Consider the following 23,048-nt stretch of genomic DNA (forward strand, 5'->3'; position numbering starts at 1 on the left):
GCAAAGGTCGATTCCCACTCCGCTGCCGCTTCGATCATGCGCCACCTCACCGGGCCGCACCTCAATCGGAACGTCCATCAGCTTACCAGCCGGGATCTCAGGCCAACAGAAATCTGCCGAAGTAGTGCTAGTGCCGCCAGCCTTAAAAGCTGCGCCGCTCGTTGGCTAGCGTGACCCTGAAAGCGTCATCCTTGCGATCGAGAGGAATTGGCCCCGTGCGCCGGGGCCGGTGGCCCGCGCATGAACACGACTCCGGACAGCGTCAAATGCTGGACGAGCTGCGCCGCCGCCAGTGCCGCAGTTGCCTCATAGCCAGTCCGCCGGGGCTTCCCGCGGTCGTCGAAGCGCAGAGCATAGGCAAGAGACTGCGCAATTTCGTCCGGGGTCGCAGCGCGGAGTGGTACGCCATGCCGTGTGGGTGCTTCGCCTCTCGCGGCGGATATTCCGGCAGGATCGGGCACAACCGCCGCCACCGCGTCGGCGATCATGGTCAAGGGGAGCGACGGATACCGCGCCCACACCACGTCGCGTGCGGCGATGGCAGCGCCTTCAGCGCCGTGTCCCCAATGCAAAGCGCGGTTCGCGGCTGTCCTCATGACGCCAAGCGTGCCGTGGTCAAGCCAACCCGGGGGGCGGTGCGAAGCTTCATCATCAGTGTCCGCCATGCCTGGAAGAATGGCGCAGACATCGAGAACGAGTCAAGAACATCGTGCCTCAAGGCATGGGCCGGAGAGGCTCAATGCGGGCGATACTATGGCTGCTGCGAGCGTCCGCCTTGATGGCGCTCGGCAGCACGCCGGCGCGAGCGCCGAAGTTGACCATGATCGGGCTTTAGGGTGGCAGGCGCTTTCGTCATAGCCGGCACGGGGTGAAGCTCGTTCACCACCTCGGAACACCCTTGGCTATCCATGCAAAGCCCTTCGCCAGCTCGCCCTTGGCTTGTCTAAGCCGGGCTTCGGTATCGTCCAGGCGTTGCCGGTAAGTTGGCATCTTCGCCGCAAGGTCGGGTGGCAAGTCCTCCCAGGACTCGCCCGCGGCGATGTTCTGGCGCTGCATACTGATTGACGCGGCCAGCCGGGAAGCCTCCGCCACCAGCTCGGCAAGGCTGACTGCTGCGGTGTGCGGAGTAGATGCGTCGAAACGCACTTCGTCGTCGGGCATGGCGTCCTCCATCGGGGATACCGAGTAGCGGCGCATCTGCGCTGGTGTCGAATGCGACAGAGGCAGCATGAGGCCGGGGTGGTTCCCGTGCCAAGCGCCGACGGAATCGTGGAGCCAGTCCCTACTCGCCCTTTGCCGCTGCCACGGCCGCTCGCAGCGCGGCCTCGCGCGTGAGGCGGACGCCGGGACCACCACCGCCGTTCGGAGGGATGAGTTCAACAACGCCAGCGCGGACGCCAATTCCGGCGTGGAGAGCAGGAATCCGCACGCGCCCTCTCCCCTTGCCAACGGCAGAAAATGATGGCGCGATTCACGGGGAGCGGACCGGGATAGGTTCCCCGGTCTATGCGAAAGGATGGGTCCCATGGCGGTTGAGCTGGAAGCCCTCGCCCGACAAACTGAAGCGGTCGCCAGCGAGGCCCGTGCAATGCGCCCCGAAATGCGTGCGGGCTTGGCAGCAATCGACTCGCGCTTCCGCGAGATAGACCGGCGGATGGCGGACATCGAGGCGAAGGTCATGGGGATTTCCGATCGCCTTGATGGCACTATCCGCAAACCCGACGCGCGGACACCACGCTGAGAACCCCTGCGCCGGCGACTAGCGCATCCCGTCCGCCAGTATCAGGCGCGCCTGGCATCGGTGCCAAGTCCGCCGCTACTCCCCCTTGGCGGCTGCTATGGCCTCCCGAAGCGCGGCTTCACGGGCGAGGCGGACACCGGGTCCACCGCCGTTGGCGGCGATTAATTCAACACCGCCGTCGCGGAGCGCCGACGATAGGCGGCGCATTGTCGTGCCTCGGGGACGCGCCACCTCGCCGGCTTCAATGCGGGCCAAGGTGCGCAGGGGCACGTCGCTGCGCGCCGCCAAATCACGCTGCGACCACGCCAGCAGAGCCCGTGCCGCGCGGACTTGGCTAGCCGTAGTGGCATCCTTGACGACATTTGATGGCGCCTTCACCCATAGGGGTGGCAGCCTAGATGCCGATTCGCAAGCGGCTGGTTAGGGAGTACCGCTTGGTCGCGGGGGGAGGCGTAGTATGGGGAGGCGAGCTGTATACGCGATCAGATTTCGGCCGACGGGCTGGATTTATATCGGGTCTGCAAGTATATTCTCCTTCCGATGGTCCTGCCACAAATCGAACTTGCGCCGGGGAAAGCACCCGAACCGGCGCCTACAGGCCATTTACGATCTTCCTCAGTCAGAGGAAGGTGATTTTGAAATCGGAGTTCTTCAATACCCAGGCCAGCGGGCGGACCTTCGGGCGTGTGAGGCGAAATGGAAGAAGCGGATTCCTTGCTTCTTCAATGAATTTGCAAATCCTTGGGACGTGCATACTGTAGAACGGTGGCCTCATCCCGAGACTTTTCCCTACCCGGTTGAGTGGCACCCGCTTTTCAAGGACAAGCTGTTCCTTGCACTGTCGCCAGAACTGAACGCTTTCGTCGTCCAAAACCTGAGTGCGTTCGGGCGCGCCTTTGGGCTTGATGGCGTCCTGCTATCGCAGGTCGCCGGGGAGCGCCTCGAACAACATCGAGGGTGGCGCTGCCGCAAACTCGACGCCTCGCTTTACCCGCTGGCCCGCACGGTCGAATGGCGTCAGCTCGGCCCCAACGAACCGCTGCCACTCCAAGTGAGCAACTGGCTGCTCGGCATTACGACGCTGAACGCTGCGGTGAGTCGAGCGTGTTCCCGAGGGGGCGACGATTAGGAAGATCGACGGCGGTAGCTATTGAAGCGAAGTGCTTGATCCTGTCCGGCTCCCGCCTAACGAACCCTACGGCTGGCGGTCCACATCCAGCCGAAGCGTCAGCCCCGCGAAGCGCGTCCCCGCATCAATTAGCAGCTCGCAGGCGACCGTCTCCGCAGACGCCGGTACTATGAGGCCGTCGTGCATCGGCAGGCCGAAGATGCCTCGGGCTTGGAGCGCGACCAGGGTGTCCATCACCACGTCGCTTTCGGTGCCCATGAGCATGTGGATCACGGTCCGATGCGGCGGAGCCAGATGCGAGAAGCCCTCCGTAAGGCGACAGGGCTCGGCCAGCATCGGGTAGCGCGCGACTACAGCGGCGTTGACGGCCGCGATGCTGTACCTCCCCAACTCCGGCTTCTCGGCCAACGCATCCTTCGGCCACTTCAACAGCGGCCTACCATTCCCCAAGGTCGCGTTGACGCATTTCTTCACAACCCATCGCGGGAAGCCCGGCACCGCGTAGAGGTCGCCTAGGGGGAGCGGAAGCCGGGCCAAGCCGTGCATGAAGGTGAGCAAGGAGCAGGCGAAGTCGATTTCGACCACCGCCTCGCCGTTGATTCGGATATCGGCCAAGCGGTCACTGGGCGCCATGCTCTGGTAGTTGCCATCGCCCATAGCGTGGAGCCGGCCGTAGAGCCGGAAATCGCCATAGAACAGCCGGAACCACCGCGGCGGTACGCACCCCGTCACGTCGAAGGTCCGGGCAAACGCGTTGAACGCCTCTACTTGGCCTCGCAGGACGGCCGCAATCTCGTCCTGCGGATCGATAGGTAGGCGCTTGCCGCGCTGCGAGTTGAGATGCGGCGGGATCGCCTTGAGCCGGAGCGGGTCACTGACCTTCGGCGGCTTGCAGATCGATGCCCGAGGCTTGCCGCGGACAAAATCATTATGGGCTGTCTCGGCGGTGATCCCGTGCAGGAAGGCGAGCCGCAGCAGGCCATCGGTCGGCCAGAAGCGGGAAGCGTACCCAGGCCCACCGTCCTTCGGATTGCCGCCTCGCCGGGTGCGCATGAGGTTCAGCGCCACCATGGCCTTCACGGTGCTGATGAAGGTGCGGCTACGGATGGCTTCCCCGGTGAAGCTATTCACGTTCAGGGTCCGAGAGGTCGGCAATGGTTCAGCCGTCCCCCAAGCACGCAGGAGATTGCCGACAACTGCCCCAACGGAATCCCGGAGCTGTATTTCGGCATCCTTGCGACGCTTCCGTTGCCGAGTACCGCACCGTTCTTCATGGGCCTTGATCTGCGCCAGCACCGCTTCGACCACCTTCTCGGCCGCCGGGCTGGCTGGCTGGATCATCAGGTCCAGGCGACGCGAATCCCCGACCTGTTGTTTGGTAAGCTTCTCGGGTGACAGAGCGAAGCCAAGCCCCGGCAGAACCTTGGGCGCAGGCCGAGGGTCCGGGGATGCTTCCGGAACGCGGAGAGGCAGCGTTGGCTGTTGCAAGGCTGGCGCATATGCTGAAAGGAAGGCTGGCAGGTCTTGGCCGTTTGCCAGTAGGTATTCGGCCAGCTTCGCCTTCGCTTCCGGGCCTCCGCCGTTGTCGATGGCAAGCATCAACCCTTGGAGCATTTGCCCGGACGGATCGATGAGGGCCTTATGATTATACGGCCCCCGAGGGAGCCTACTAATATCGTTAGTGAGCCAATCCACATCTTCATCGCCGGGCTCACCCAGCCCGGACGGATGCTCAATATCCATTTGAAATGCCTTGGCCGGGCTTTCACCCGGGTTTGGAAATGTTGGGAACGGTGAAGGCGGCGATTCGGTGCCGGTGCCGGCTAGCTGTTGGCGGGCTGCCCGAAGTGCTGAACGACGCTTTCCGGGGTGATGCCGAGTGCCCCGGCGCGGTCCAGTAACCGCTCAGTCGGCACGACCACCACGCCGCGGTAGGCAGGATTGCCGTCCAGCGTGAAGCCCCGGCTAACCTTGACGAAGCCACCCGGCTCAAGGGTTTCCAAGGCCGCTGTAAAGGCGCTCCTGGAATCGGTGAAGTCCAGATGCTCCGGCGCTCGCAACCATCGGAAGGAGACGGCTGGTGTCCGACGTCCCCAGGCCAGCAAGAGGTTGCCGATCCAGAGCAGCGAGGCGCCCCGGAGCCAGGAGAGTGCGTCGCCTTCCCGGCGACGGGCACGCCGACCGGTTCTTACCTCCGCAGCTTCGGCGGCCGACACTACGTCCTCCACAAGCCGCCATGCCTCAGCGGTGGGTGCAAGGATCAGGGCGCGCACTGCGCCTGCGTTCCGAAGGCAGTCAGGCGTCAGCGCAGGGGCGGCTACCGGCCATCCGTAATCGTCGTAACCGGCGATCCAGCGTGGCTGAGACAGTCTGCTCAGGGTGTTGGCGGCAAAGCCGACGTCCCCGAGGTCCAGGGATTGAAGGCGGCTTTGCATGGCGGCCAGCCGCGGTTTTGGGGAAGAATGCATATCGGCGCTCGGTGCGTCCCAGGGTTAAAATAGCTTTGTCAATGCAGGAGGGGTGCTGACCGCACCTGTATGACATCACTTTTTCGTGATGTCCAGGAAATTCGTATATGGTCCGCTTGCGCTCCTGCCTCCGGGCATGTGCCGTGGGGCTCGGTCGGGCCGGGTAATCCGGAACCGCCGCATCACGCCTCGGGAGCGACGCTACGGTCGGTGCCATCGGCACCGTGCGTCCGGCCCGAGGTTCGGGCTAACCGAGAGAGGGACGAGGCATGGTTACCGTGGTGCGGAGCGAAGGACCGGCGGCCTCTGCGACTTCGAAGGCCGTGACGCGGAGACGCATTTCTCAATCGGCGTTTGCTGCCCGGGTAGGAGACGAACACGATGCTCCGTCACGCGGAATGGATGGCGAAATACAAAGCCGAGCAGGCCAGCTTGGATGCCGAATTCGCGCAGACACAACGGACCGAAAGCCGCCGTACGGCTTGGCTGCTCGGCGTGTTCGGCGTCCTTCTCGGGGTAACTTCCTTCATTCTATGCGCGGGTTTACTCGGACTGGCGTGGCCCGCTTCAACTGCCAACAACCGCGCTCTCTGCGACGATGCCATGACGCGCCTCATGCGGGCCGAGACGATTGTAGATTTGGAGCGTGAGAAGTTTCTGCTCGGGTCCATGGGGTGCAGCGTTGAGCGCCGGCTTGCTGATCTGCGGCCGGTGGCGGCACGGCCGTGACGAGCCAGAGCAGGCGCCTCGCCCGGATCGGAGGAATAGCGGCCATGCAAGGGAAATTGGCGTCACTGCCCGACAAGCCTTGGTTCCTGGCGGTTCAGACCGTAGGGCTGTTTCTCTTGGGTATGCTGGCCTTCCTCGGCGTCGCGGCATTGGCCGCTCGCGTGATCAGCGAACATCGGCTGGCCGCGCGAACCGACGTCTGCGCAGATGCAGCAGGGCGCTTTCTGGTTGCCTCCACCCTGGTCGATCTTGAGCGCGAAAAGTACCTGCTGGATGCCATGCGTTGCGATGTGGGGCGCCAGCTACGGGACCTGCGCCCGGCGCAGCGTTAGGCACCGAGCGAAGCGGAGGCGGGGTATGGAAATGCTGGCCGGTATCGGTAGCTGGTGGCAGCGTTGGAATGAGCGGACTTGGCCCGCCAGCATGGCCGTCGCAGCGATGCTGACGGGGGCCGGCATCATGGGCCTCGGGATGTATGCAGCAGCTCCAAGCCCGCCCGACCCAACCAGTGTCACGATCTGCGACGACGCCGTTCAGCGCGCCCTGACTGCCGACACGCTGCTGGAATTCGAACGCGCCCGGTTCGTGGCGGAGGGCATGAACTGCCGGCTGTCGCGGCGCATCCGTGAACTACATCCGGCGGCGCGAGCGTTACGAAGCGAGTGAGCGCATTGGGATCTGAGGCCGCAAAACCTCTGGCAGCCGAGCGGGTTAATGGCCAATGGCGAATGACCATCCCCCGCCGAGCCCGGCGACCGCACCCGTCATGGCCGAGGAACTGCGGCGACTGCGCCTGCATCAGCGTATCCTGCGCGACTTCGGTCAGATCGCGCTTGAAGGTTTAGAGATCGGCCCGTTGCTTCAGCGTGCAGTGGCGCAGGCCGCAAGGGCGACCGGCGTCGGCCATACCAAGGTCATGCGCTACCGGGCCGAGCAGGGCGACCTGCTGATTGAGGCCGGGGTGGGTTGGAAGCCCGGCGTGGTCGGGATAGCCCGCTTCGGCACCGACTTGGACTCACCATCGGGGCGCGCGCTTCAGACTGGCCAAGCAGTCCTGATCGACGACATCCGTGGCCATCCCGAGTTCCGCCTCCATCCGGTAATCGCCGATCACGGCATTGTCTCGCTGCTGAACGTCCCCGTCACCTTCGGCAACATGATTTGGGGTGTTTTGGAAGCCGACAGCGAGCTGCCCGGCCACTTCAGCGAGGCCGACGCCGAGTTCTTGGAGACGTTGGCCGCCTTGCTGGCCGGCGCCCTTCAGCGCCTTACGGCAGTGCAGACAGCGGAAGTCGCCGCCGCAGAGATAGCGGTGCGCGCAGAACGCCGGGCCGTGCTGCTGCGGGAGCTGCAGCACCGAGCTAAGAACAATCTCGCCCTTGTGGCAGCCATGCTTGCGCGCACGCGCCGCGCTGCCATCACCGAGCAGAACGCACGCGCCGCCGAGTGGATGGGGCAACTCATGCAGCAGGTCACCGCCATCGCCCTAGCGCAGGACCGCCTCTCGGCAGTGGAGGGCGGCGGCCTCGGGGACGGGACGACTACTGATCTTGCAGGCTATCTGCGGGCATTGCTCGGCAGCCTAGGCCTGAGCCTCGGCGGCCGGGTGGTCGTGGAAGCCGAGCTGGATGCCTGCGCGCTACCTTTCGACAGAGCCGTGGCAGTGGGCCTTGTTGTCAACGAGCTGGTGACCAATGCGGCCAAGTACGCCTACCCGGAGGGCGGAGAGGGTGGCATCGTGCGCGTCGTCTTGCGCTGCGATCCGAGCAAGGCCGAGGCGGCGCTCACGGTTTCCGACGAGGGGCGGGGGATGGACCCGCAAGTGGTGGAGGCGGCGCAGCGCGCAGGTGGCGGGCAGGGTTCCGACCTTCTCCGTCACCTAGCCCGGCAACTCGGAGGGGAAATTGAGCGGGGGACGCCGGAGCGCGGCACCAGCGTGACCCTTCGCTTCCCCTACGTTGTATGAGCCATTGCACTGGTGTCGCTGTCGTCCGCCTCACGGGGACAGCAACAAGACCGCAATCGAATGGCGGCGCTCCTATGGTCAGACAACGGCAAGGCGCGTTTTCCACCTGGCCGGACCTAGGGCCTAGGGCACCGTCCGGTCGGCGTTGAGCAGTAGGTTGGCAGCATGGCCGATTTGCCCCCCATCCGCGTCAACCGCGCTCCCGTGCTGACCCTATGGGCTGCGGTGGTGGCCGAACGCCTCGGACACCCGCCCGACACCGCCTTGAGCCTGGCCAGCGCCGTCGCAGCCACCGCTGCGCGGGCCAAGGCACGGCGCCTTGGCATTGCGGAGGAAGGTGACCGGGCGAAGGACTCCGCTCCGGCGAAGCCGCAGGATACGACGCGGCTGCTTGGCAAGGATGTACGACTGACGCATGACGCCGATGGCGTCGTCCTGGCTGATGCTGGCGAGGGCAAACCTGCACCCGCGGCGCCGGTTGCCGCCTACATCGCTAGGGCGTTCGGTAGCCGCTTACCCGAAGTCCGCGAGGCCATGGAGGCTTTGGCTGCGAGGTACGATCCGGATGAACTGAACCGCATCGGGTTCCGGCTGTATGCGGGCTTCCGTCCTGATATCCCCGAGGGTGTGAGTGGGTGGGGCGCGAAAGGCGAGTTGCGGCTGGACCGGATCAAAGCGGCCGGGGTGGAGTGAGTGGTTTCATCGTACGGCGCGAATTCGCCGGCGAGCGCGTAGAGGATAAACCGGGCAGCCCCCGGGTGGCCCATGCCTACCCCGGGCAACCGGCAGACGGTGCCGGATATGCCTCACGCTGGACCGCTGAGACTCGCAGGAGTCGATTACGGCCGCTGCCGCTACACCCCTAGCGGCCTCAAATCCAACGCGTAGGCGGGCTTCCAGCGAGCTATGGCAGGGGATCGTAGGGCTGAACGACGTGGCCGTTCACTATCATCGGCTGAACGACTACGACGGCCGGTGGATCGGCGTAGGCGTCACCGGATGGCTTAAGCCCGGTCACATATACCGCGAGGACGATCATCCATGTCAGGACAACTGCGTGAAGCAAGCGAACCATGCCGCAGCTTTAGCACAACTTAAGGTTGTTCTGCCAGAGAGAAACGAACTTTGACTCCGCCTCACGTATGGTGTGGCTGGCTGTACAACCGGGCCAAGCAGGTTGCTCAGGAACCCGAACTTCAACCCATAGCTGCCGAATCTGCGCTCCCACACCAAAAAACCTTGCGCCTGCATCACGACTCTGTAATGATCGGCTCGGTCTACGAATTGGGGGGGTGCCGACCATGCTTGATCAAAATCCTGACCGGCTGCTCCATGTGCTGAGTGAGACAGTCCTTGCGACTGTTCGCCGCGATTCCGCTGACCTGACGGCCCGGCAGCTCGCCGTTTTCCTAACTTCCTATTTGGCGAAAGGGCCGCATACGGTTCGCGGGCTCGCAGCGGAACTGAATGTCTCCAAGCCGGCGATCACCCGGGCGCTGGACCGGCTTGGCAAGTTGGGCCTTACCCGCCGCGCGACTGACCCCTTCGACCGTCGCAGCGTCCATGTCCAGCAGACGCCGGCCGGCCAGACTTACCTGCGCGACCTGAAGGCAGCCATGTCCGCAGCGGCGGGTGGCGCCGAGACGCAGGCCGCAGCAACAGCTCAGGCCGCCGTCGCCTGATCCTTGGTGCCCGCCAGCACCCGATAGACGCTCGCCCGGCCGATCCCGAGGCGCTTCGCAATCTCGGTTGGCCGGACGCCCTCGGCAATCAGCTTCACCACATCCGGACGCTTGGCCTGGGCAGTCGGAGCCCGACCCTTGTAGCGACCTTCGGCCTTAGCCTTGGCGATTCCTTCGCGCTGCCGCTCAAGGATCAGGGCGCGCTCAAACTCAGCGACGGCACCAAGCATAGTGAGCATCAGCCGGCCGGTTGGAGTGCGGGTATCGACTTCGGCGCCGCCCATGGAGAGGACCCGGAGCGCGACACCTTTCGCCTCAAGCCGGGCGACGATCGCCAGCAGGTCGGAGACGGAGCGGGCCAAGCGGTCGGGCTTCGTGACGGTCAGCGTGTCGCCTTCGCGGACGAAATCCAGGGCGGCGTCCAGACGAGCCCGCTTGGCGACCGAGGACACCCGCTCGGCGAATAGCTTGGCGCACCCGGCAGCGGTTAGGTCGCGCTCCTGGGCTTCCAGGCCGGCCTCTTGGTCCGTGGTTGAGGTTCGCGCGTATCCGATCTGCATCCCGCCCGCTCCGTCTCGTAAGGCTCTTAGAGATTCTGATCCGGAACGTCTCAATGCGGAACTGGTATTCGTGTGAGACGGAAACCATAGTTCCGAGGGCGTATCACTAGGCCAAGCCCGTGTGAGAAGCGGTGACGCGGGCGGAGGCATCTAGAAGGCCCATTAGCGGCCGGAACCCGAGCTGAGAGCTAGGTTTGTCTCGAAGGCGCAGCAAGATTTGTGTGGTAATATATTACCGCAGAGGGAAGCGCACCCAAATGCGCATGGCCTGTAGCGCCCTTGCGGTCAAACTCTAACGGCTGGTGCTGCCGTCGGGCGAATCGTCTTCGGCCAAGGGGTAGACGGTAACCCGACCACCACGGGCTTGGTACTCCGCCACAAGACGGGCCGCCTCGTCCTCGCTCGGGGTCCCGCCTGCGGCTCGGGCGCGGGCCGCCTGGGCCGCGATGACCTGGGTCCGACGGAAGCGTTCGCGGTACATATCAGCCCGCGTCGCAGCGGTGGGTGACTCGTCCGGTCTACTTTTATCCATCAGATTGAATATCATTCAGCATTCAAGGCGGCTACCAGACCCGCATCACCTGACCGTCAGCGCCCGACACCCACCTCCCCCTGTCGGCGACGCTACACCCCGATTGAAGCGATTGCTCCTACGTAAAGCCATGCCAACGGCGTTCCCAACGGGATGCGATAAAGCCCTGACAGGTTTCGTCACGCCGCCAGAGGGCATTCCTCCAACCCGCTCGGAAGTCCTTTCGGCACCGGCACTTTGGAAAGCTCCCTGTAAAGCCGTGACAGCGCCTCGCCCCGAACACCATAGAGCCGCCCGGTCGTCTGCCGCGTATGGCCGAGAATGGCGTCGCGGACGTCCTCCGGGACTTCTGCGGTGCGCAGCTCATCTTCCATGCGATGCCGCCATGAATGGTTTGGCGCGACCCTGGTGTCCGTGATCCCAACAGTTGACCGCACCCATTGACCGACAAGGTTCCAGCCCCGGCCGCCGCGCTGGCCGTATCTGTCAGGCTTCTTGTCCGGGAACAGCGGCGCACTGGGTTCTATGCCCTTGGCGTAGTCCAGCAGCCCTTCATGGATCAGAGCGGGATGGATCGGAATGCTGCGAGCATGACCATTCTTCACGCTCTTGCCGGCGTCGGCTTCATGGACCGCAATGTACCAAAGGCCGGTGGCACCGTCCTGCCGGATATCGTCCTGAGTGAGCTGTAGAACCTCGGCGACCCGCATTCCGGTGAACGCCATGATCCAATGAGTCCACCACAGCGCCGGCGAGGTTTCCTTGCGGGCGGCCGTCAGGATGCGCACGGCGTCTACGTCCGAGTAGGGATGGCGCAGAGCGACCTTGCTCTTGGGCAGTCGCAATCCGGCTAAGGGATTGGCGGGCAATAGCCCGTCGCGCACACCCACTTCCAGAACCTGAATGACCATCGATAGGCGGTTGTTGAAGGTGTTGTTGGTCAGGTTACGGCCCAGGCAATCCTCCCGCCACCGGAGCCCATCCGCCTTCGTCACGCGTCCAGCGTCGCCATGCCCGAGAAACTTCTTGAAGTCCCGTACCGCATACTCGGTTGCTTCGATGGTCCGCGGCTTCGCCGCGGTGATCCGGCGCCATCTCACCAGCAGATTGTCAAAGCTCACAACCGGCGTTGATTGGACCGGGGCGATGGAGGGCGCCACCGGGGCGGCGCTGGATGGTGGTTCTGGCTCGGGCCGCTCCGTCCGAACGATCGCCCCGTGCTTCTCCAAGGCGTGGGTGAAGGGTGAAAAGGCGGGGCTGCCCCCGACGGCCGAAACACCGGCAGCGCGCAGTTCGGCTTCGATATAGGCGGTCAAGACCGGATGGGTCATGGCTTCCAGCAGCGCCGACCATCCCTCCGGAGTCACCGATATCTCGGCGAGGCTCAGGGCTTCGCGGGCATGGGTTTCCCGCTGCCCTTCGAAGCGCATCCTATCGGCATCGGAAGGAAAGGTGCCTCCCGGTCCGCTGGTGTCAAACGCTTCGCGCCGGTCCGCGGCGAATGGGATTACACCGGTTGCAAGCGCCACACCCCATTTCACCGCCAGTTCGGCTGCCTCGTTGGGGGTGAGCGATACCCGGTTGGCCGCGCAGCGCCATTCGAGCAGCGTCGCTTCATACGCAGCCACCGCGGCCGGCCAGCGGCGCTGCGCCTCGGCAGGGTCATCGGTACCCAAGGGTTTGCTGTAAAGTTGCTTACCGGCAACCGCGTGTAGGTCGTTCGGTATGCGGATTCGGATGAAAAACTGGCCGCTCGGGCGGCGGAAAGGCCGGCTCATTCGAAGGACACCCACGGCACCGTATCCCGTGTCGTATCCCAAACGCCCTTACCAACCCCTTGATGAGCTAGACTTTCAGCTCAAAGGCCGGTTCCCGCCCAGGCTGGTGCCGGGTGAGGGGATCGAACCCCCGACCTTCGGTTTACAAAACCGCTGCACTACCGCTGTGCTAACCCGGCGTGACGACAGCGATAGCGCGCCACGGCCCGGCACTCAACCATGCCGACCAGGCACCGAGGCTCAGGCGTGGCCGATCGGGCCGAAGGCGTCCTGGTTGGTGGTCCGCACCACCGCCGCGAACAGCCGCAGCGCATCCGGGCCGCCCTGGTCGCTCAGGCTGCCCTGCTCCATCTCGGCCGCCAGCAACTCGGCATGCTCCGCCAACGTGTCCGCGGCCCGGCGCAGCGCCTCCCGCGAGAGGGCGAGTTGAACCTCGTCGGAGAGATTGTTCCAGTCGGCCGCCATGAGTGTCCATGCCCTGAGCCGTCCTGGCGCCGTCTCCACCCGCCCGAAAGGGCGACGGTCGGAGAATGCCGCCACCGGCGTTAACAGGGACTTTCCGGAACCGCCTTGGCCGCATCGTGTTCGCAAGCGGATCAACGCCGCGGGGGGCTCGCCTGGGGACGGCGGCGCGGCGCCTGGCGCGGCGGCTCGGTCGAGGTGGTGGGGCGGCGGCGCGCGCCATCGGTCCAGCTCCGCACCTCGGCCCAAATGTCGCCCGGCTCGGTCTGCAGCGGCGCCATGCCAGGGCGGCCCGCCGGCATCCGTGCCGCCCCGCCGCGTTCCTGCGCCGTGGCCCCGGTGGCCAGCAGCACCCCCACCAACACCATGGCCCGTCCGGTCAAACGCATCCCCCGGCCCTCCGGGCGTCTTCATGGCAAATCACCGCCGCCCTCGGCAAGCCCGGCCTGCACCGCCCTCAATCGATCCGCGCGTGCCGCAGCCGCAACGCATTGCCCACCACGCTCACCGAGGACAGCGCCATCGCCGCCGCCGCGATCATCGGCGAGAGCAGGATGCCAAGGACCGGGTACAGCACTCCCGCCGCCACCGGCACGCCAGCCGCGTTGTAGACGAAGGCGAAGACCAGGTTCTGCCGGATGTTGCGCATCGCCGCTCGCGACAGCCGCCGGGCCCGCAGGATCCCGGTCAGGTCGCCGCCGAGCAGGGTCACCCCGGCGCTCTCCATCGCCACATCGGTCCCCGTGCCCATGGCGATGCCGACCTCGGCGGCGGCCAGTGCCGGCGCGTCGTTCACCCCGTCGCCCGCCATCGCCACATGGCGGCCCTCGGCTTTCAGCCGCTCGACGATCCGTTGCTTCTGGTCCGGCAGCACCTCGGCCTCCACCTCGGTGATCCCGAGGCGCTGCGCCACCGCCTCGGCAGTGGTGCGGTTATCGCCGGTCAGCATGACCACCCGGATGCCCTCCGCCCGCAGCCCGGCCAGCGCCGCAGGGGTGGTCGGCTTCACCGGATCGGCCACCGCCACCAGCCCAGCCGCCGCCCCATCCACCGCGACGAAGAACACCGTCGCACCATCGCCGCGCAGCCGCTCGGCCTCCGCCGCCACGGCGCCGATCTCCACCGCCAGCTCCTGCATCAGCCGGGCGTTGCCGACCGCGACCCGCCGCCCCTCCACCCGGCCGGTCACGCCGCGCCCGGCAGGGGCGTCGAAACCCTCGACCGGGGGCAGGCCGAGGCCGCGCTGCTCGGCCGCCCGCACCACCGCATCGGCCAGCGGGTGCTGGCTCGGCCGCTCCAGCCCGGCGGCGAGGCGGAGCAGCTCCGCCTCCGCCATGCCGCCCGTGGCGTGGATCGCCACCACCTCCGGCCGCCCCTGGGTCAGGGTGCCGGTCTTGTCGACCACCAGCGTGTCGATCCGCTCCAGCCGCTCCAGCGCTTCGGCGTTACGGATCAGCACGCCGGCCTGGGCGCCGCGGCCGACGCCCACCATGATCGACATCGGCGTGGCCAGGCCAAGCGCGCAGGGACAGGCGATGATCAGCACCGAGACGGCGGCGATCATCCCAAAGGCGAGCCGTGGCTCCGGCCCCCACACCGCCCAGGCGACGAAAGCCAGGGCGGCGACGCCGATCACCAACGGCACGAACCAGCCGGCGACCTGGTCGGCCAGCCGCTGGATCGGCGCGCGGGACCGCTGGGCGCCCGCCACCATGCGGACGATCTGCGCCAGCACCGTGTCCTGGCCGACCCGGTCAGCCCGCATGACGAAGCTGCCCTGGCCGTTCAAGGTGCCGCCGATCACCGCCGCACCCGGCGCCTTTGGCACCGGCACCGCTTCGCCGGTCACCAGGCTTTCGTCGACGTTGGAGGCACCCTCCAGCACCGCGCCATCCAGCGGCACCTTGTCGCCGGGGCGCACCCGCAGATGGTCCCCCACCGCGACGGCGGCCAGCGGCACCTCCTCCTCCGCGCCATCCTTGCCGACCCGGCGCGCCATGGCGGGGGCCAGGTTGAGCAGGGCACGGATCGCACCGCCGGTGCGCTCCCGCGCCCGCAGTTCCAGCAGTTGGCCGAGCAGGACGAGGATGGTGATGACCGCGGCGGCCTCGAAATACACCGCCACCGAGCCGTCCGGCCCACGGAACCCTTCGGGGAAGACGCCAGGCGCCAGGGTCGCCACCACGCTGTAGGCATAGGCGGCGCCGGTCCCGAGCGCGATCAGGCTGAACATGTTCAGGCTGCGGTTCACCACCGACTGCCAGCCGCGCACGAAGAACGGCCAGCCGGCCCAGAGCACCACCGGCGTCGCCAGCAGGAATTGCACCCAGGCGGAGATCCGCGGCGGCACCAGATGGTGCAGGCCAAGCCCCGGGATGTGCCCACCCATCTCCAGCAGGAAGAGCGGGGCGGTCAGCGCCAGGCCGATCCAGAACCGCCGGGTGAAGTCGACGAGTTCGGGGTTCGGCCCGGCCTCGGCGGTCGGCATCTCCGGCTCCAGCGCCATGCCGCAGAGCGGGCAGCTGCCCGGGCCGGGCTGGCGGATCTCGGGGTGCATCGGGCAGGTGTAGATGGCGCCGGGCACCACGGGCTCGGCCCGGAGCGGCGGCCTGGGGTCCAGGTATTTCGCCGGATCGGCAAGGAATTTCGTGCGGCAGCCGGCGCTGCAGAAATGGAATTCCTGACCGCCGTGCCCGGCATGGTGCGGGGTCTTCGCCGGGTCCACCAACATGCCGCAGACCGGATCCTTGACCCGGGCCTCGGCACCCGCCGGGGCGGTGTGGCAACAATGCCCGGCCTGGTGTTGGTGTCCGCTGTGGGGCTGGCCATTCATGGGTGCCGTCTCCGGAATGGCCTGCGCGGGTGCGGGCCGTTGGTCCCCAAGGTGGGGATTCCCATGATGGGAAGGTCAAGCCTTCAACTCCTGCAGCCGCGCCCCCAATTCATGCCTTGACCTTCCCATCATGGGAATCCCCATGCTGATCAGCGGGCCGCCTTTCCGGTGGCATTGGACGGAGACCGGCATGAACATCGGACAGGCCTCGGCGGCCTCGGGCGTTTCGGCCAAGATGATCCGGTACTACGAAAGCATCGGCCTCATCCCGAAGCCCAGCCGGACCGATGCGGGCTACCGCGTCTATACGGAGACCGAGGTAAGGACGCTGGGCTTCATCCGCCGGGCCCGCGACCTCGGCCTGTCGATCGAGCGCATCGGCCTGCTGGTCGGACTGTGGCTCGACCACGGACGGTCCAGCGCCGATGTGAAGCGGATCGCAACCGAACATGTGGCGGAGCTGGAGAGCCGGATCCTGGAGCTGATCGCCATGCGCGACACGCTGCAGGCCCTGGCCAAGAGCTGCCACGGCGACCAGCGCCCGGAATGCCCAATTCTGCATGAGCTGGAGGGCGGCGGCGCGCGACGGGCGGCAGCGCCCCGGCGCCCGGCCGGCCCGCGCCCCGCCGCTCCGGGCCCGGCGGCCTAACCGGGCGAGGCGGTCATACCATGAGGGGCGGACCAGATCGCAGTTTCAGCCGGGTCATCGCCACGCTGCTGGCGCTGATCCTGCTCGCCCTGCCGGGTGCCCCGGTGCGGCATGCCCCGGCCGCCGCGCCATCGCATGCGCCATCGCACCAGCACGCGGCGCACCACCGCCCCACCGATGCCGGGGCAGCGCAGGCTCCGGCACCGGCCTCCGGGGAGCGCGGCCACCCCGGCGACATCCCGGGCATGACCTGCTGCCTCTCGGCCCAATGCCCGGCGCTGGCCGGCGCACCGCCGCCCGCCGCCACCGGCTTGCCGCCGCCGGCCGGCCCCGCCACCCGCTTCGCCGCCGTGCCGCGCCTGCGGCTGGGCATCGAATTCCCTCCGGCACTCCCGCCACCGCGCGCCGCCTGACCACGGGCAACCGCCCGGAGGGGCCGTCACCGCGGCCCATAGATTGATCCAGCCCTACCAACCCCGCGAGGGGGAACCACGGCCGGTCCGGGGGCGACGCGCCCGCGGCTGTGCCGGATGAAGGCAGATAAGATGCCCAGCATGATCCAGCCCCGCGCCGCCCGGCGCCTCCTGTCCGGCGCGGCCATGGCCGCCGCCCTTGCACTCGCCGCCGTCCCGGCCGGTGCCGCCATCGAGGATGGTTACGACCCCGAGGGGACGCCGGTGCCCACCACCTGGTGGGAAGCGGCCAATCCGGCGGCGATGCAGGCCGACCGCGACTACATCGCCGGCATGCGCCCGCACCACGCCGGGGCGTTGACGATGAGCCAGGAGTACCTGGCCGACCCGGAAGCAAGCAGCCCGGTGCTGAAGGCGCTCGCGCGGGCCATCCTCCGCAACCAGGATTTCGAGATCGGGTTGCTCGACGAGGTCTCCCGCAACCTCGACCGCCCGCCGGTGGTGCTGAACCTCGGCCTCTTCCGGCTGGTGCTGCAGCCCTCGGCCACCGAGGGGCTGGCGCAGATGCAGCGTTTCCAACGCTCGCCGATCCCGGCGCCGTTGGCCGGCCCGGGCGGCCCCGTCACGGCGCGGGACGTGCAGTTCGCCAAGGGCATGACGGTGCACCATCAGGCGGCGCTGGACATGGCGCGGGCCTATCACGCCAATCCGGAGGCCAGGAACGGCTTCCTCGGGCTGCTGAACGTCGACATCATGACCGACCAGGCCCAGGAGATCGCCCTGATGCGGTCGGTGGTCGCCGCCTATACCGGCGACCCTGAAAGCGTGCGGGTGGACGCCTCCATGATCCATGGCATGGAGGGCATGGCGCATGGCGGCAAGGCCATGCCGCAGCCCGCCACAGCCGGCCAGCGGGCGCCCGTGGCGCCGTCTGCCCATGGGGGCCATGCCGGGCACTGAATCAGGGCGGATCACGGCGGGGCGCTAACGCCCCGCCGCATGAATCCGCTCCACGGGAAAGATACCGCCGACATCGGTGCGGCGCTTGATCTCGCCGTTGAGGCGCTCGAACCCGGAACTCATCGGGCGTCTTGTCGTGCTTATCTCGGCTGCATGGGCGGCAGGCTAGATGTTTGCTCCCAAGGTTTGATGGTGCAGTCTTCCAGCAAGCGTGGAAGGACGCGCTATGGGCCAGGTTCAACATGGGAGCGCCACAACGACTGCGGCGGTCCATCGAGCGATGCAGCATAGTCAAGAGAGCCTGAGAGGGCTCGTCAGGCGCTACGGGATCAACCCGAAGACGGTAGCCAACGGCACGCCCTTCACCGAACCTGGCGGCGATGGCTGGACACCCGAGGACATCCGGCAAATGCCGGCTCGGAGCGAGCCATTCCTCTGTCACGCCTTCGAGTTTGCCTGTGCCGAGCTCAACATCGAGCACAGGCTGACCAAGCCTCGACATCCATGGACGAACGGTCAGGTCGAGCGCATGAACCGCACCATCAAGGACGCGACCGTCAAGCGGTTCCACTACCAGAGCCACGACCAGCTCCGCCAGCACCTCGCCGACTTCGTCGCCGCCTACAACTTCGCCCGTCGGCTGAAGACCCTACGGGGCCTCACGCCCTGCGAAGCCATCTGCAACGCCTGGACGGAAGAGCCGTCCAGATTCATCCATGACCCGCACCATCAAATCCCGGGACCAAACACTGCCGCGGCTCATGGAGCCGTTCCCCACCACTTGGGCCGAGCAGACGAAGTGTTCAGCAGCGCACCATAGCACACCACGGGCGCCAAACATGAAGCGCATCAACTTCGCCGCGGATGAGGGAGGGCCTCATCCACCCCGTCCTGCGCCGACAAGGAGCGCGCGCTCGTGGCGCCGGGGGCGATCAGCGCAGCGCGAAGTCGGGCCGGCCGAGTAGCGAAAGCGGTCCGTGAAGTTCAGGCAGGAAACCTCGTGGCACATGCTCACCAGTCACCGCGTCCACCTCATAGGTGCCGCGATAGGCCCTGCGCGCGATGCTGCCGAGTGCGTCAGCCACCAGGTCAACCTCAGCCAGCGTATTGTAGCAGCCGAAGCTCAGGCGGACCATGCCGGGAATCGAACTATGGTCGCCGGCCGAGATTCTGTCCCGTGCTTGCGCCGATTCCGCCGCCGTCAAGCCCAGCAGGTGCAGCATGCAAGGATGGGCGCAGAAGCAGCCGTTGCGTACGCCGATCCCGAACTCTGCCCCGAGCACCGCCGCGACTAGGCCGTGTGGCAGCCCCTCGATGTTGAAGGGGATGACGCCAAGCCGCTGTGTCGCGCGTCGCGGATCCGGGTCACCATAGATGCGCAGGCCTGGAATGGCGCCGAGCCGCTCCAGCGCATGGGCCGTCAGCACCGCCTCGTGATGTGCCACCGACTCCATGCCGATTGCCTCAAGCGCGTGCATTGCCGCCGCGAGCGCTACCGCGCCCACTGCGTTGGGCGTGCCGGCCTCGTCCCGGTCCGGGCCACTCGCCCATGCCACTTCATCGAGCGTGACGAAGGAGATGGTGCCACCACCGCGGTACTCCGGCTCGCCTCGCGCGAAGGTGTCACGCCGTCCGATCAGCGCGCCGCAACCGAAGGGCGCGTACATCTTGTGCGCCGAGAGCGCGACGTAGTCGAGATGCGCCGGATCCTCGAGCGGACGGATGTGAATGCGCCGGTGCGGCGCGAGCTGCGCGCAATCTACCAGAATCTGCGCACCAGCGGCATGCGCCCTGACCGCCAGCCGGTGCACATCCGGCATATGCCCCGTGACGTTGGAGCCGCCGGAGACCGCGACCAGGCGCACCCGTCCCGCATGCAGCCGAAGCTGCCGGTCGAAATCCTCTTCGTCGAGCCCACCGTGCCGGTCGAGGCCGATATGCACGACTTTGGCGCGCGCCCGCCAGGGGAGATCGTTGCTGTGGTGCTCCATGCGCGACACGAGCACGACGTCGTCCTGCGCCAGGTCCAGCCGCCACGCCAGTTTGTTGATCGCCTCAGTGGCATTCTTGCCGAAGATCACCAGATGGTCGCGCTTATTGGCGCCAACGAAGTCGCCAACCACCTGGCGTGCCTCCTCGTAGGCATGGGTCGCCATTCGTGCCTTGAAGCCAGAGCCTCGATGCACGGAGGAATACCATTCGAGGAATTCGGCCACCGCCCCCGTCACCTCGCGCAGCGCCGGCGTGGTCGCCGCGTTATCGAGGTTAACGTAAGTGCGGCGGGAGCCATTGAGCAGCGGCACGCACTGCTCGATCCCGACGATGCTCTCGCGGACGACGGGCAGGCAGCCGACGTGGGGATGGATGGCATTCATCGCGCCGCCCCCCCACGCCGCGGTGTAATCGCGCAGGAGCCGTGCGTGCAGATCTCGAAAGCCTCGTCGTGGCGGACCCAACCACGCCGGACCAGCAGGCGATGGATCTCGCAGCCAAGACAAAGGCCGAGCACTGCCTCCATCCACATCAGGGCGAGACACATCAGACAGATGGTAAGCGGCACGTCTCCGCGGATGCCGCCGTTCGTGATCAGCGTCATCGCAAAGGACATCACCACGCCGATGGACCAAGCAAAGCGCTTCGGCTTAGCGGAAACCCAGTGCGGCGCTTCCCGCTGCGTCATCCAGCGCGCAACAAGGCCGGTGGGGCTGTAGCCAATGCCAGCGATCATCCGGATGAGAAAGTCAACGAAGAAGACCGCCGTCACGACCTGGATGGGCAAATAGAACGCTGCGAAGTATGCGTAGGCGAAGGCTACCGCGCCGAGCGCCATAGTCAGCCCCGCCGCCGCGCGCACCTGGTGCTCGTTGAACACGCCGGCCCGCACCTCGGTGCCGTCATGGGTGAGGCCCAGCATCACCTCGCCGTATGGGCGTCTCGAATAAGCCGAGGAACGGACCAGTGCTGACAACATCGCGAACCGCCTCCTGTCGGCCGCCGGCCTCCTCGGCCGGCTGCTGCCGTGGGATCGTGTCGGAGGGGGGCCTTAATGTCCTTGGCAAGGCGCTTTGGACCGCCCAAAACTTCCCAAAGGACCCGGCCGGGCGTGGCAGCTGGCGAGGCAGGCGTGGAGCCGATATTGTGTTTCGGGCGATGGCGGCTGCTGCCTGGCAGCCGCAAACTGCTGACGGGCGACGTTGCCGTCCCGCTGGGCAACCGCGCTTTCGATCTACTGCTCGCGCTGGTGGACGCGCGCGGCGCCGTTGTGACCAAGGATGAGTTGCTGCGCCGCGTCTGGCGTGGCGTCGTAGTCGAGGAAGCCAACCTGCAGGTGCAGGTCTCGATGCTCCGCAAGGTGCTCGGGGACGAGGCGCAGGTGCTGATCGTCACCGTCCCGGGCCATGGCTACCGCTTCACCGGCGCCGTCAGCGAGGAGGGCCACCTGGCCCCCGGGGGGGCAGTCACCCCGGCGCCGCGCGGCACTCGGCCGGTGGTGGCGGTGCTCCCCTTCGCCAACCTCACCGGCGACCCAGGGCAGTCTTATTACGCCGATGGCATAGCCGACGACCTGACAACTGCGCTCTCCCACCTGCGCTGGTTCTCGGTGATCTCTCGCAACTCCTCCTTCACCTACAAGGACCGTCCCGTTGATGTGCGGATCGCCGGGCGCGAGTTGGGCGTCGGCTATGTGCTGGAAGGTAGCGTTCGTGCCTTTGGCGGCCAGGTGCGGATTGCAGTACAGCTCTGCGAAACGGAGGCAGGCCGCCACATTTGGGCGGAGCGCTTCGACGGCCAGCTGGGCGAGATATTCGCCCTGCAGGATCGCATTACGGAGGCGGTGGCCGGCGCGATCGTGCCGAACCTCCACCGCGCAGAGGTGGAGCGCGCCCGCGCCAAGCCTACCGAGAGCCTCGGCGCTTACGACCTCTACCTGCGCGCACTGCCGTACCGCTTTGCCGGCCGCAAGGACAATGATGAGGCGTTGCGCCTGCTGCTTCGCGCGATCGAGCTCGATCCGACCTTCTCTGCCGCCAAAGGGGCGCTGGCGGGGCAGCTCGTGCTGCGCGCCACGCAGGGCTGGGCCTCGGCAGTGGAGGTCGAGGAAGCGGTGGGCTGCGCCCGCGACTTGGTGCGCGAGGGCGGGGCGGACGATCCCACATCGCTCGCGTGGGCGGCACATGCGCTGACCTTCCTGGGCCGGGACTATGAGGCCGGGGCCGCGGCGGCGGACCGGGCCGTGCTACTGGCGCCCAACTCCGGGTTCTGCCTTTATCTTGGGGCGTGGAACCGGCTTTATGTCGGCGACTGGCAGACCGCAGTCAGCTGGACCGAACGGGCGATGCGGCTGAGCCCGGTCGACCCGGAAATGGCCTTTTTCACTACCTGCCTTGGCGCCGCGTACTTCGTCGGCGAGCGTTATGAGGCGTCGGCGGCCTGGGTGCACCGGGCGATCACCCAGAACCGCGACTACCTTGTGCCCTACCGGCTGCTGGCAACAAGTCTGGCGTTGCTCGGCCGGCTAGAGGAGGCGCGTGCGGCCTTGCCGGGACTGCTGGCGGTGGCGCCGGGCTATACGCTCGCAGACGCCGCGGCACATACCGCCTTCCGTGGCACGGTGCGCGAGCGTTACCTGGCAGGTCTGCGGCTCGCTGGCCTATCCGAATAGGACAACCCGCCTTCGCATGCGAGCTTATGCACACAGCGAGGCCGATTAGCTCTCGCCCGCGCGGATGCCTTCAACTGACCTTCCCCCCTGCCTGGGATCCACCTGCGATGGGAGAGTTGGCCTCCTTGGACTTGCCCCTAATATTGGACCGGCGGGTGTGGGAAAATCCGGCTTCGTTGCCTCAGGGCGGGACACCCTGTCCTAAGGCGTTTGCCAGCTCGACCGGGGCTCTGTGGCCGATCGAGCTGTGTGGCCGGACCTCATTGTAGTCTACCCGCCAAGCCTCACACTTCAGCCTGGCATCTTCCAGGCTGAGTGTCTGTCCGGGATCATGTTGTTGTCTGGCAGAGCCTTCGCAGCATGAGGCGAACGGAGGCCCAGCGCAGGAATGCGAGGCTGGTGCGGTTCAGGCACTCCCAGTCTTTGGCCAAGCGACGGCAGCGGTTCAGCCACGAGATGGTCCTCTCAACGATCCAGCGCTTC

24 protein-coding genes, 1 tRNA gene and 2 pseudogenes are annotated in these 23,048 nt (G+C 66.7%); 13 read left to right on the top strand and 14 right to left on the bottom strand.

The genetic code is table 11. The features are described 5' to 3' along the window. Positions 1–879: 879 nt before the first annotated feature. Entirely contained in the window at positions 880–1,161 is a 282-nt protein-coding gene (locus tag H7965_RS24055) for a hypothetical protein (protein ID WP_186773118.1), read from the bottom strand. Positions 1,162–1,525: 364 nt separating this feature from the next. On the opposite strand from H7965_RS24055, the gene H7965_RS24060 reads away from it, so the two are divergent. Beyond that, positions 1,526–1,741 (top strand): hypothetical protein, encoded by a 216-nt coding sequence (locus tag H7965_RS24060; protein WP_186773119.1) that lies wholly within the window; start codon positions 1,526–1,528, stop codon positions 1,739–1,741. 75 nt (positions 1,742–1,816) lie between these two features. Here the strand turns inward: H7965_RS24060 and H7965_RS24065 are convergent, their stop codons facing one another. Continuing rightward, positions 1,817–2,119, bottom strand: a complete 303-nt coding sequence (locus H7965_RS24065) for a helix-turn-helix domain-containing protein (protein ID WP_186773120.1) — start codon at positions 2,117–2,119, stop codon at positions 1,817–1,819. A 184-nt stretch (positions 2,120–2,303) separates the two neighbouring features. Between H7965_RS24065 and H7965_RS24070 the strand changes: the two genes are divergently transcribed. Continuing rightward, complete coding sequence (locus tag H7965_RS24070) at positions 2,304–2,870, top strand: hypothetical protein (RefSeq protein ID WP_186773121.1); 567 nt, start codon at positions 2,304–2,306, stop codon at positions 2,868–2,870. A gap of 66 nt (positions 2,871–2,936) precedes the next feature. Here the strand turns inward: H7965_RS24070 and H7965_RS24075 are convergent, their stop codons facing one another. Then, positions 2,937–4,613, bottom strand: coding sequence for a hypothetical protein (locus H7965_RS24075; RefSeq protein WP_186773122.1), 1,677 nt, complete (start codon positions 4,611–4,613; stop codon positions 2,937–2,939). Between the two features lie 80 nt (positions 4,614–4,693). Continuing rightward, positions 4,694–5,305 carry a hypothetical protein gene (locus H7965_RS24080; protein ID WP_186773123.1) on the bottom strand — a complete coding sequence of 204 codons (612 nt, stop codon included), beginning with the start codon at positions 5,303–5,305 and terminating at the stop codon, positions 4,694–4,696. A gap of 414 nt (positions 5,306–5,719) precedes the next feature. On the opposite strand from H7965_RS24080, the gene H7965_RS24085 reads away from it, so the two are divergent. The 6 genes from H7965_RS24085 to H7965_RS24110 all read left to right on the top strand — a co-directional run bounded on the left by H7965_RS24085 (position 5,720) and on the right by H7965_RS24110 (position 9,715). After that, positions 5,720–6,067 carry a hypothetical protein gene (locus H7965_RS24085; protein WP_186773124.1) on the top strand — a complete coding sequence of 116 codons (348 nt, stop codon included), beginning with the start codon at positions 5,720–5,722 and terminating at the stop codon, positions 6,065–6,067. A gap of 44 nt (positions 6,068–6,111) precedes the next feature. After that, entirely contained in the window at positions 6,112–6,399 is a 288-nt protein-coding gene (locus H7965_RS24090; protein WP_186773125.1) for a hypothetical protein, read from the top strand. 25 nt (positions 6,400–6,424) lie between these two features. Beyond that, positions 6,425–6,733: a hypothetical protein gene (locus H7965_RS24095; RefSeq protein ID WP_186773126.1), complete on the top strand. Its 309-nt coding sequence runs from the start codon at positions 6,425–6,427 to the stop codon at positions 6,731–6,733. 100 nt (positions 6,734–6,833) lie between these two features. Next, positions 6,834–8,033 carry a sensor histidine kinase gene (locus tag H7965_RS24100; protein WP_186773127.1) on the top strand — a complete coding sequence of 400 codons (1,200 nt, stop codon included), beginning with the start codon at positions 6,834–6,836 and terminating at the stop codon, positions 8,031–8,033. A gap of 165 nt (positions 8,034–8,198) precedes the next feature. After that, positions 8,199–8,726 (top strand): hypothetical protein, encoded by a 528-nt coding sequence (locus H7965_RS24105; RefSeq protein ID WP_186773128.1) that lies wholly within the window; start codon positions 8,199–8,201, stop codon positions 8,724–8,726. Positions 8,727–9,334: 608 nt separating this feature from the next. Beyond that, entirely contained in the window at positions 9,335–9,715 is a 381-nt protein-coding gene (locus tag H7965_RS24110; RefSeq protein ID WP_186773129.1) for a MarR family winged helix-turn-helix transcriptional regulator, read from the top strand. On the opposite strand, the gene H7965_RS24115 is transcribed toward H7965_RS24110, so the two are convergent. From H7965_RS24115 to H7965_RS24140, 6 genes are all read right to left on the bottom strand, one after another. Further along, positions 9,697–10,275 carry a recombinase family protein gene (locus tag H7965_RS24115; protein ID WP_186773130.1) on the bottom strand — a complete coding sequence of 193 codons (579 nt, stop codon included), beginning with the start codon at positions 10,273–10,275 and terminating at the stop codon, positions 9,697–9,699. The two genes, H7965_RS24110 and H7965_RS24115, sit on opposite strands and share 19 nt — an antisense overlap. Before the next feature lie 711 nt (positions 10,276–10,986). After that, entirely contained in the window at positions 10,987–12,585 is a 1,599-nt protein-coding gene (locus tag H7965_RS24120) for a tyrosine-type recombinase/integrase (protein ID WP_186773131.1), read from the bottom strand. 104 nt (positions 12,586–12,689) lie between these two features. Further along, a tRNA-Thr gene (locus H7965_RS24125) sits at positions 12,690–12,764 on the bottom strand. Positions 12,765–12,825: 61 nt separating this feature from the next. After that, on the bottom strand, positions 12,826–13,050 hold the full coding sequence (locus H7965_RS24130) for a hypothetical protein (protein WP_186773132.1): 225 nt from the start codon (positions 13,048–13,050) through the stop codon (positions 12,826–12,828). A 131-nt stretch (positions 13,051–13,181) separates the two neighbouring features. After that, positions 13,182–13,436, bottom strand: coding sequence for a hypothetical protein (locus tag H7965_RS24135; protein WP_186773133.1), 255 nt, complete (start codon positions 13,434–13,436; stop codon positions 13,182–13,184). Positions 13,437–13,504: 68 nt separating this feature from the next. Continuing rightward, positions 13,505–15,778: a heavy metal translocating P-type ATPase gene (locus H7965_RS24140; protein WP_229682764.1), complete on the bottom strand. Its 2,274-nt coding sequence runs from the start codon at positions 15,776–15,778 to the stop codon at positions 13,505–13,507. A 292-nt stretch (positions 15,779–16,070) separates the two neighbouring features. Between H7965_RS24140 and cueR the strand changes: the two genes are divergently transcribed. From cueR to H7965_RS32300, 4 genes and pseudogenes are all read left to right on the top strand, one after another. Next, the gene (gene cueR, locus H7965_RS24145) at positions 16,071–16,529 is read left to right on the top strand and encodes a Cu(I)-responsive transcriptional regulator (RefSeq protein ID WP_186773135.1); all 459 of its coding nucleotides are present in this window, start codon (positions 16,071–16,073) and stop codon (positions 16,527–16,529) included. Positions 16,530–16,549: 20 nt separating this feature from the next. Continuing rightward, positions 16,550–16,942 (top strand): hypothetical protein, encoded by a 393-nt coding sequence (locus H7965_RS24150; RefSeq protein WP_186773136.1) that lies wholly within the window; start codon positions 16,550–16,552, stop codon positions 16,940–16,942. 141 nt (positions 16,943–17,083) lie between these two features. Continuing rightward, the gene (locus H7965_RS24155; RefSeq protein WP_222440784.1) at positions 17,084–17,902 is read left to right on the top strand and encodes a DUF305 domain-containing protein; all 819 of its coding nucleotides are present in this window, start codon (positions 17,084–17,086) and stop codon (positions 17,900–17,902) included. A gap of 463 nt (positions 17,903–18,365) precedes the next feature. Continuing rightward, positions 18,366–18,722, top strand: a pseudogene (locus tag H7965_RS32300) (integrase core domain-containing protein); the annotation flags it as partial. Between the two features lie 112 nt (positions 18,723–18,834). On the opposite strand, the gene H7965_RS24165 reads toward H7965_RS32300, so the two are convergent. Together H7965_RS24165 and H7965_RS24170 are read right to left on the bottom strand one after the other, a co-directional pair. After that, positions 18,835–20,277 (bottom strand): aminotransferase class V-fold PLP-dependent enzyme, encoded by a 1,443-nt coding sequence (locus tag H7965_RS24165; protein WP_186773138.1) that lies wholly within the window; start codon positions 20,275–20,277, stop codon positions 18,835–18,837. Continuing rightward, a complete protein-coding gene (locus tag H7965_RS24170; RefSeq protein WP_186773139.1) occupies positions 20,274–20,873 on the bottom strand; it encodes a DUF4395 domain-containing protein in 600 nt (199 codons plus the stop codon). The genes H7965_RS24165 and H7965_RS24170 overlap by 4 nt, the downstream gene beginning before the upstream one ends. A gap of 132 nt (positions 20,874–21,005) precedes the next feature. On the opposite strand from H7965_RS24170, the gene H7965_RS24175 reads away from it, so the two are divergent. Next, complete coding sequence (locus H7965_RS24175; RefSeq protein ID WP_186773140.1) at positions 21,006–22,565, top strand: winged helix-turn-helix domain-containing protein; 1,560 nt, start codon at positions 21,006–21,008, stop codon at positions 22,563–22,565. 181 nt (positions 22,566–22,746) lie between these two features. Here H7965_RS24175 and H7965_RS24180 read toward each other — a convergent pair. Together H7965_RS24180 and H7965_RS24185 are read right to left on the bottom strand one after the other, a co-directional pair. Then, a pseudogene (locus H7965_RS24180) lies at positions 22,747–22,881 on the bottom strand (integrase core domain-containing protein); the annotation flags it as partial. 13 nt (positions 22,882–22,894) lie between these two features. After that, positions 22,895–23,048: transposase (locus H7965_RS24185; protein ID WP_186773141.1), on the bottom strand; the 154-nt coding region annotated here is incomplete at its 5' end.

Source organism: Siccirubricoccus deserti, from assembly GCF_014283215.1.
In the GTDB taxonomy this organism is placed as follows: domain Bacteria; phylum Pseudomonadota; class Alphaproteobacteria; order Acetobacterales; family Acetobacteraceae; genus Siccirubricoccus; species Siccirubricoccus deserti.

Excerpts from the sequence above, each read along its gene's own strand:
- H7965_RS24055 (WP_186773118.1), bottom strand. The coding sequence starts at position 1,161 with ATGCCCGACGACGAAGTGCGTTTCGACGCATCTACTCCGCACACCGCA.
- H7965_RS24060 (WP_186773119.1), top strand. The coding sequence starts at position 1,526 with ATGGCGGTTGAGCTGGAAGCCCTCGCCCGACAAACTGAAGCGGTCGCC.
- H7965_RS24075 (WP_186773122.1), bottom strand. The coding sequence starts at position 4,613 with ATGGATATTGAGCATCCGTCCGGGCTGGGTGAGCCCGGCGATGAAGAT.
- H7965_RS24080 (WP_186773123.1), bottom strand. The coding sequence starts at position 5,305 with ATGCAAAGCCGCCTTCAATCCCTGGACCTCGGGGACGTCGGCTTTGCC.
- H7965_RS24085 (WP_186773124.1), top strand. The coding sequence starts at position 5,720 with ATGCTCCGTCACGCGGAATGGATGGCGAAATACAAAGCCGAGCAGGCC.
- H7965_RS24090 (WP_186773125.1), top strand. The coding sequence starts at position 6,112 with ATGCAAGGGAAATTGGCGTCACTGCCCGACAAGCCTTGGTTCCTGGCG.
- H7965_RS24095 (WP_186773126.1), top strand. The coding sequence starts at position 6,425 with ATGGAAATGCTGGCCGGTATCGGTAGCTGGTGGCAGCGTTGGAATGAG.
- H7965_RS24100 (WP_186773127.1), top strand. The coding sequence starts at position 6,834 with ATGGCCGAGGAACTGCGGCGACTGCGCCTGCATCAGCGTATCCTGCGC.
- H7965_RS24105 (WP_186773128.1), top strand. The coding sequence starts at position 8,199 with ATGGCCGATTTGCCCCCCATCCGCGTCAACCGCGCTCCCGTGCTGACC.
- H7965_RS24110 (WP_186773129.1), top strand. The coding sequence starts at position 9,335 with ATGCTTGATCAAAATCCTGACCGGCTGCTCCATGTGCTGAGTGAGACA.
- H7965_RS24115 (WP_186773130.1), bottom strand. The coding sequence starts at position 10,275 with ATGCAGATCGGATACGCGCGAACCTCAACCACGGACCAAGAGGCCGGC.
- H7965_RS24120 (WP_186773131.1), bottom strand. The coding sequence starts at position 12,585 with ATGAGCCGGCCTTTCCGCCGCCCGAGCGGCCAGTTTTTCATCCGAATC.
- H7965_RS24130 (WP_186773132.1), bottom strand. The coding sequence starts at position 13,050 with ATGGCGGCCGACTGGAACAATCTCTCCGACGAGGTTCAACTCGCCCTC.
- H7965_RS24135 (WP_186773133.1), bottom strand. The coding sequence starts at position 13,436 with ATGCGTTTGACCGGACGGGCCATGGTGTTGGTGGGGGTGCTGCTGGCC.
- H7965_RS24140 (WP_229682764.1), bottom strand. The coding sequence starts at position 15,778 with ATGTTGGTGGACCCGGCGAAGACCCCGCACCATGCCGGGCACGGCGGT.
- cueR (WP_186773135.1), top strand. The coding sequence starts at position 16,071 with ATGAACATCGGACAGGCCTCGGCGGCCTCGGGCGTTTCGGCCAAGATG.
- H7965_RS24150 (WP_186773136.1), top strand. The coding sequence starts at position 16,550 with ATGAGGGGCGGACCAGATCGCAGTTTCAGCCGGGTCATCGCCACGCTG.
- H7965_RS24155 (WP_222440784.1), top strand. The coding sequence starts at position 17,084 with ATGATCCAGCCCCGCGCCGCCCGGCGCCTCCTGTCCGGCGCGGCCATG.
- H7965_RS24165 (WP_186773138.1), bottom strand. The coding sequence starts at position 20,277 with ATGAATGCCATCCATCCCCACGTCGGCTGCCTGCCCGTCGTCCGCGAG.
- H7965_RS24170 (WP_186773139.1), bottom strand. The coding sequence starts at position 20,873 with ATGTTGTCAGCACTGGTCCGTTCCTCGGCTTATTCGAGACGCCCATAC.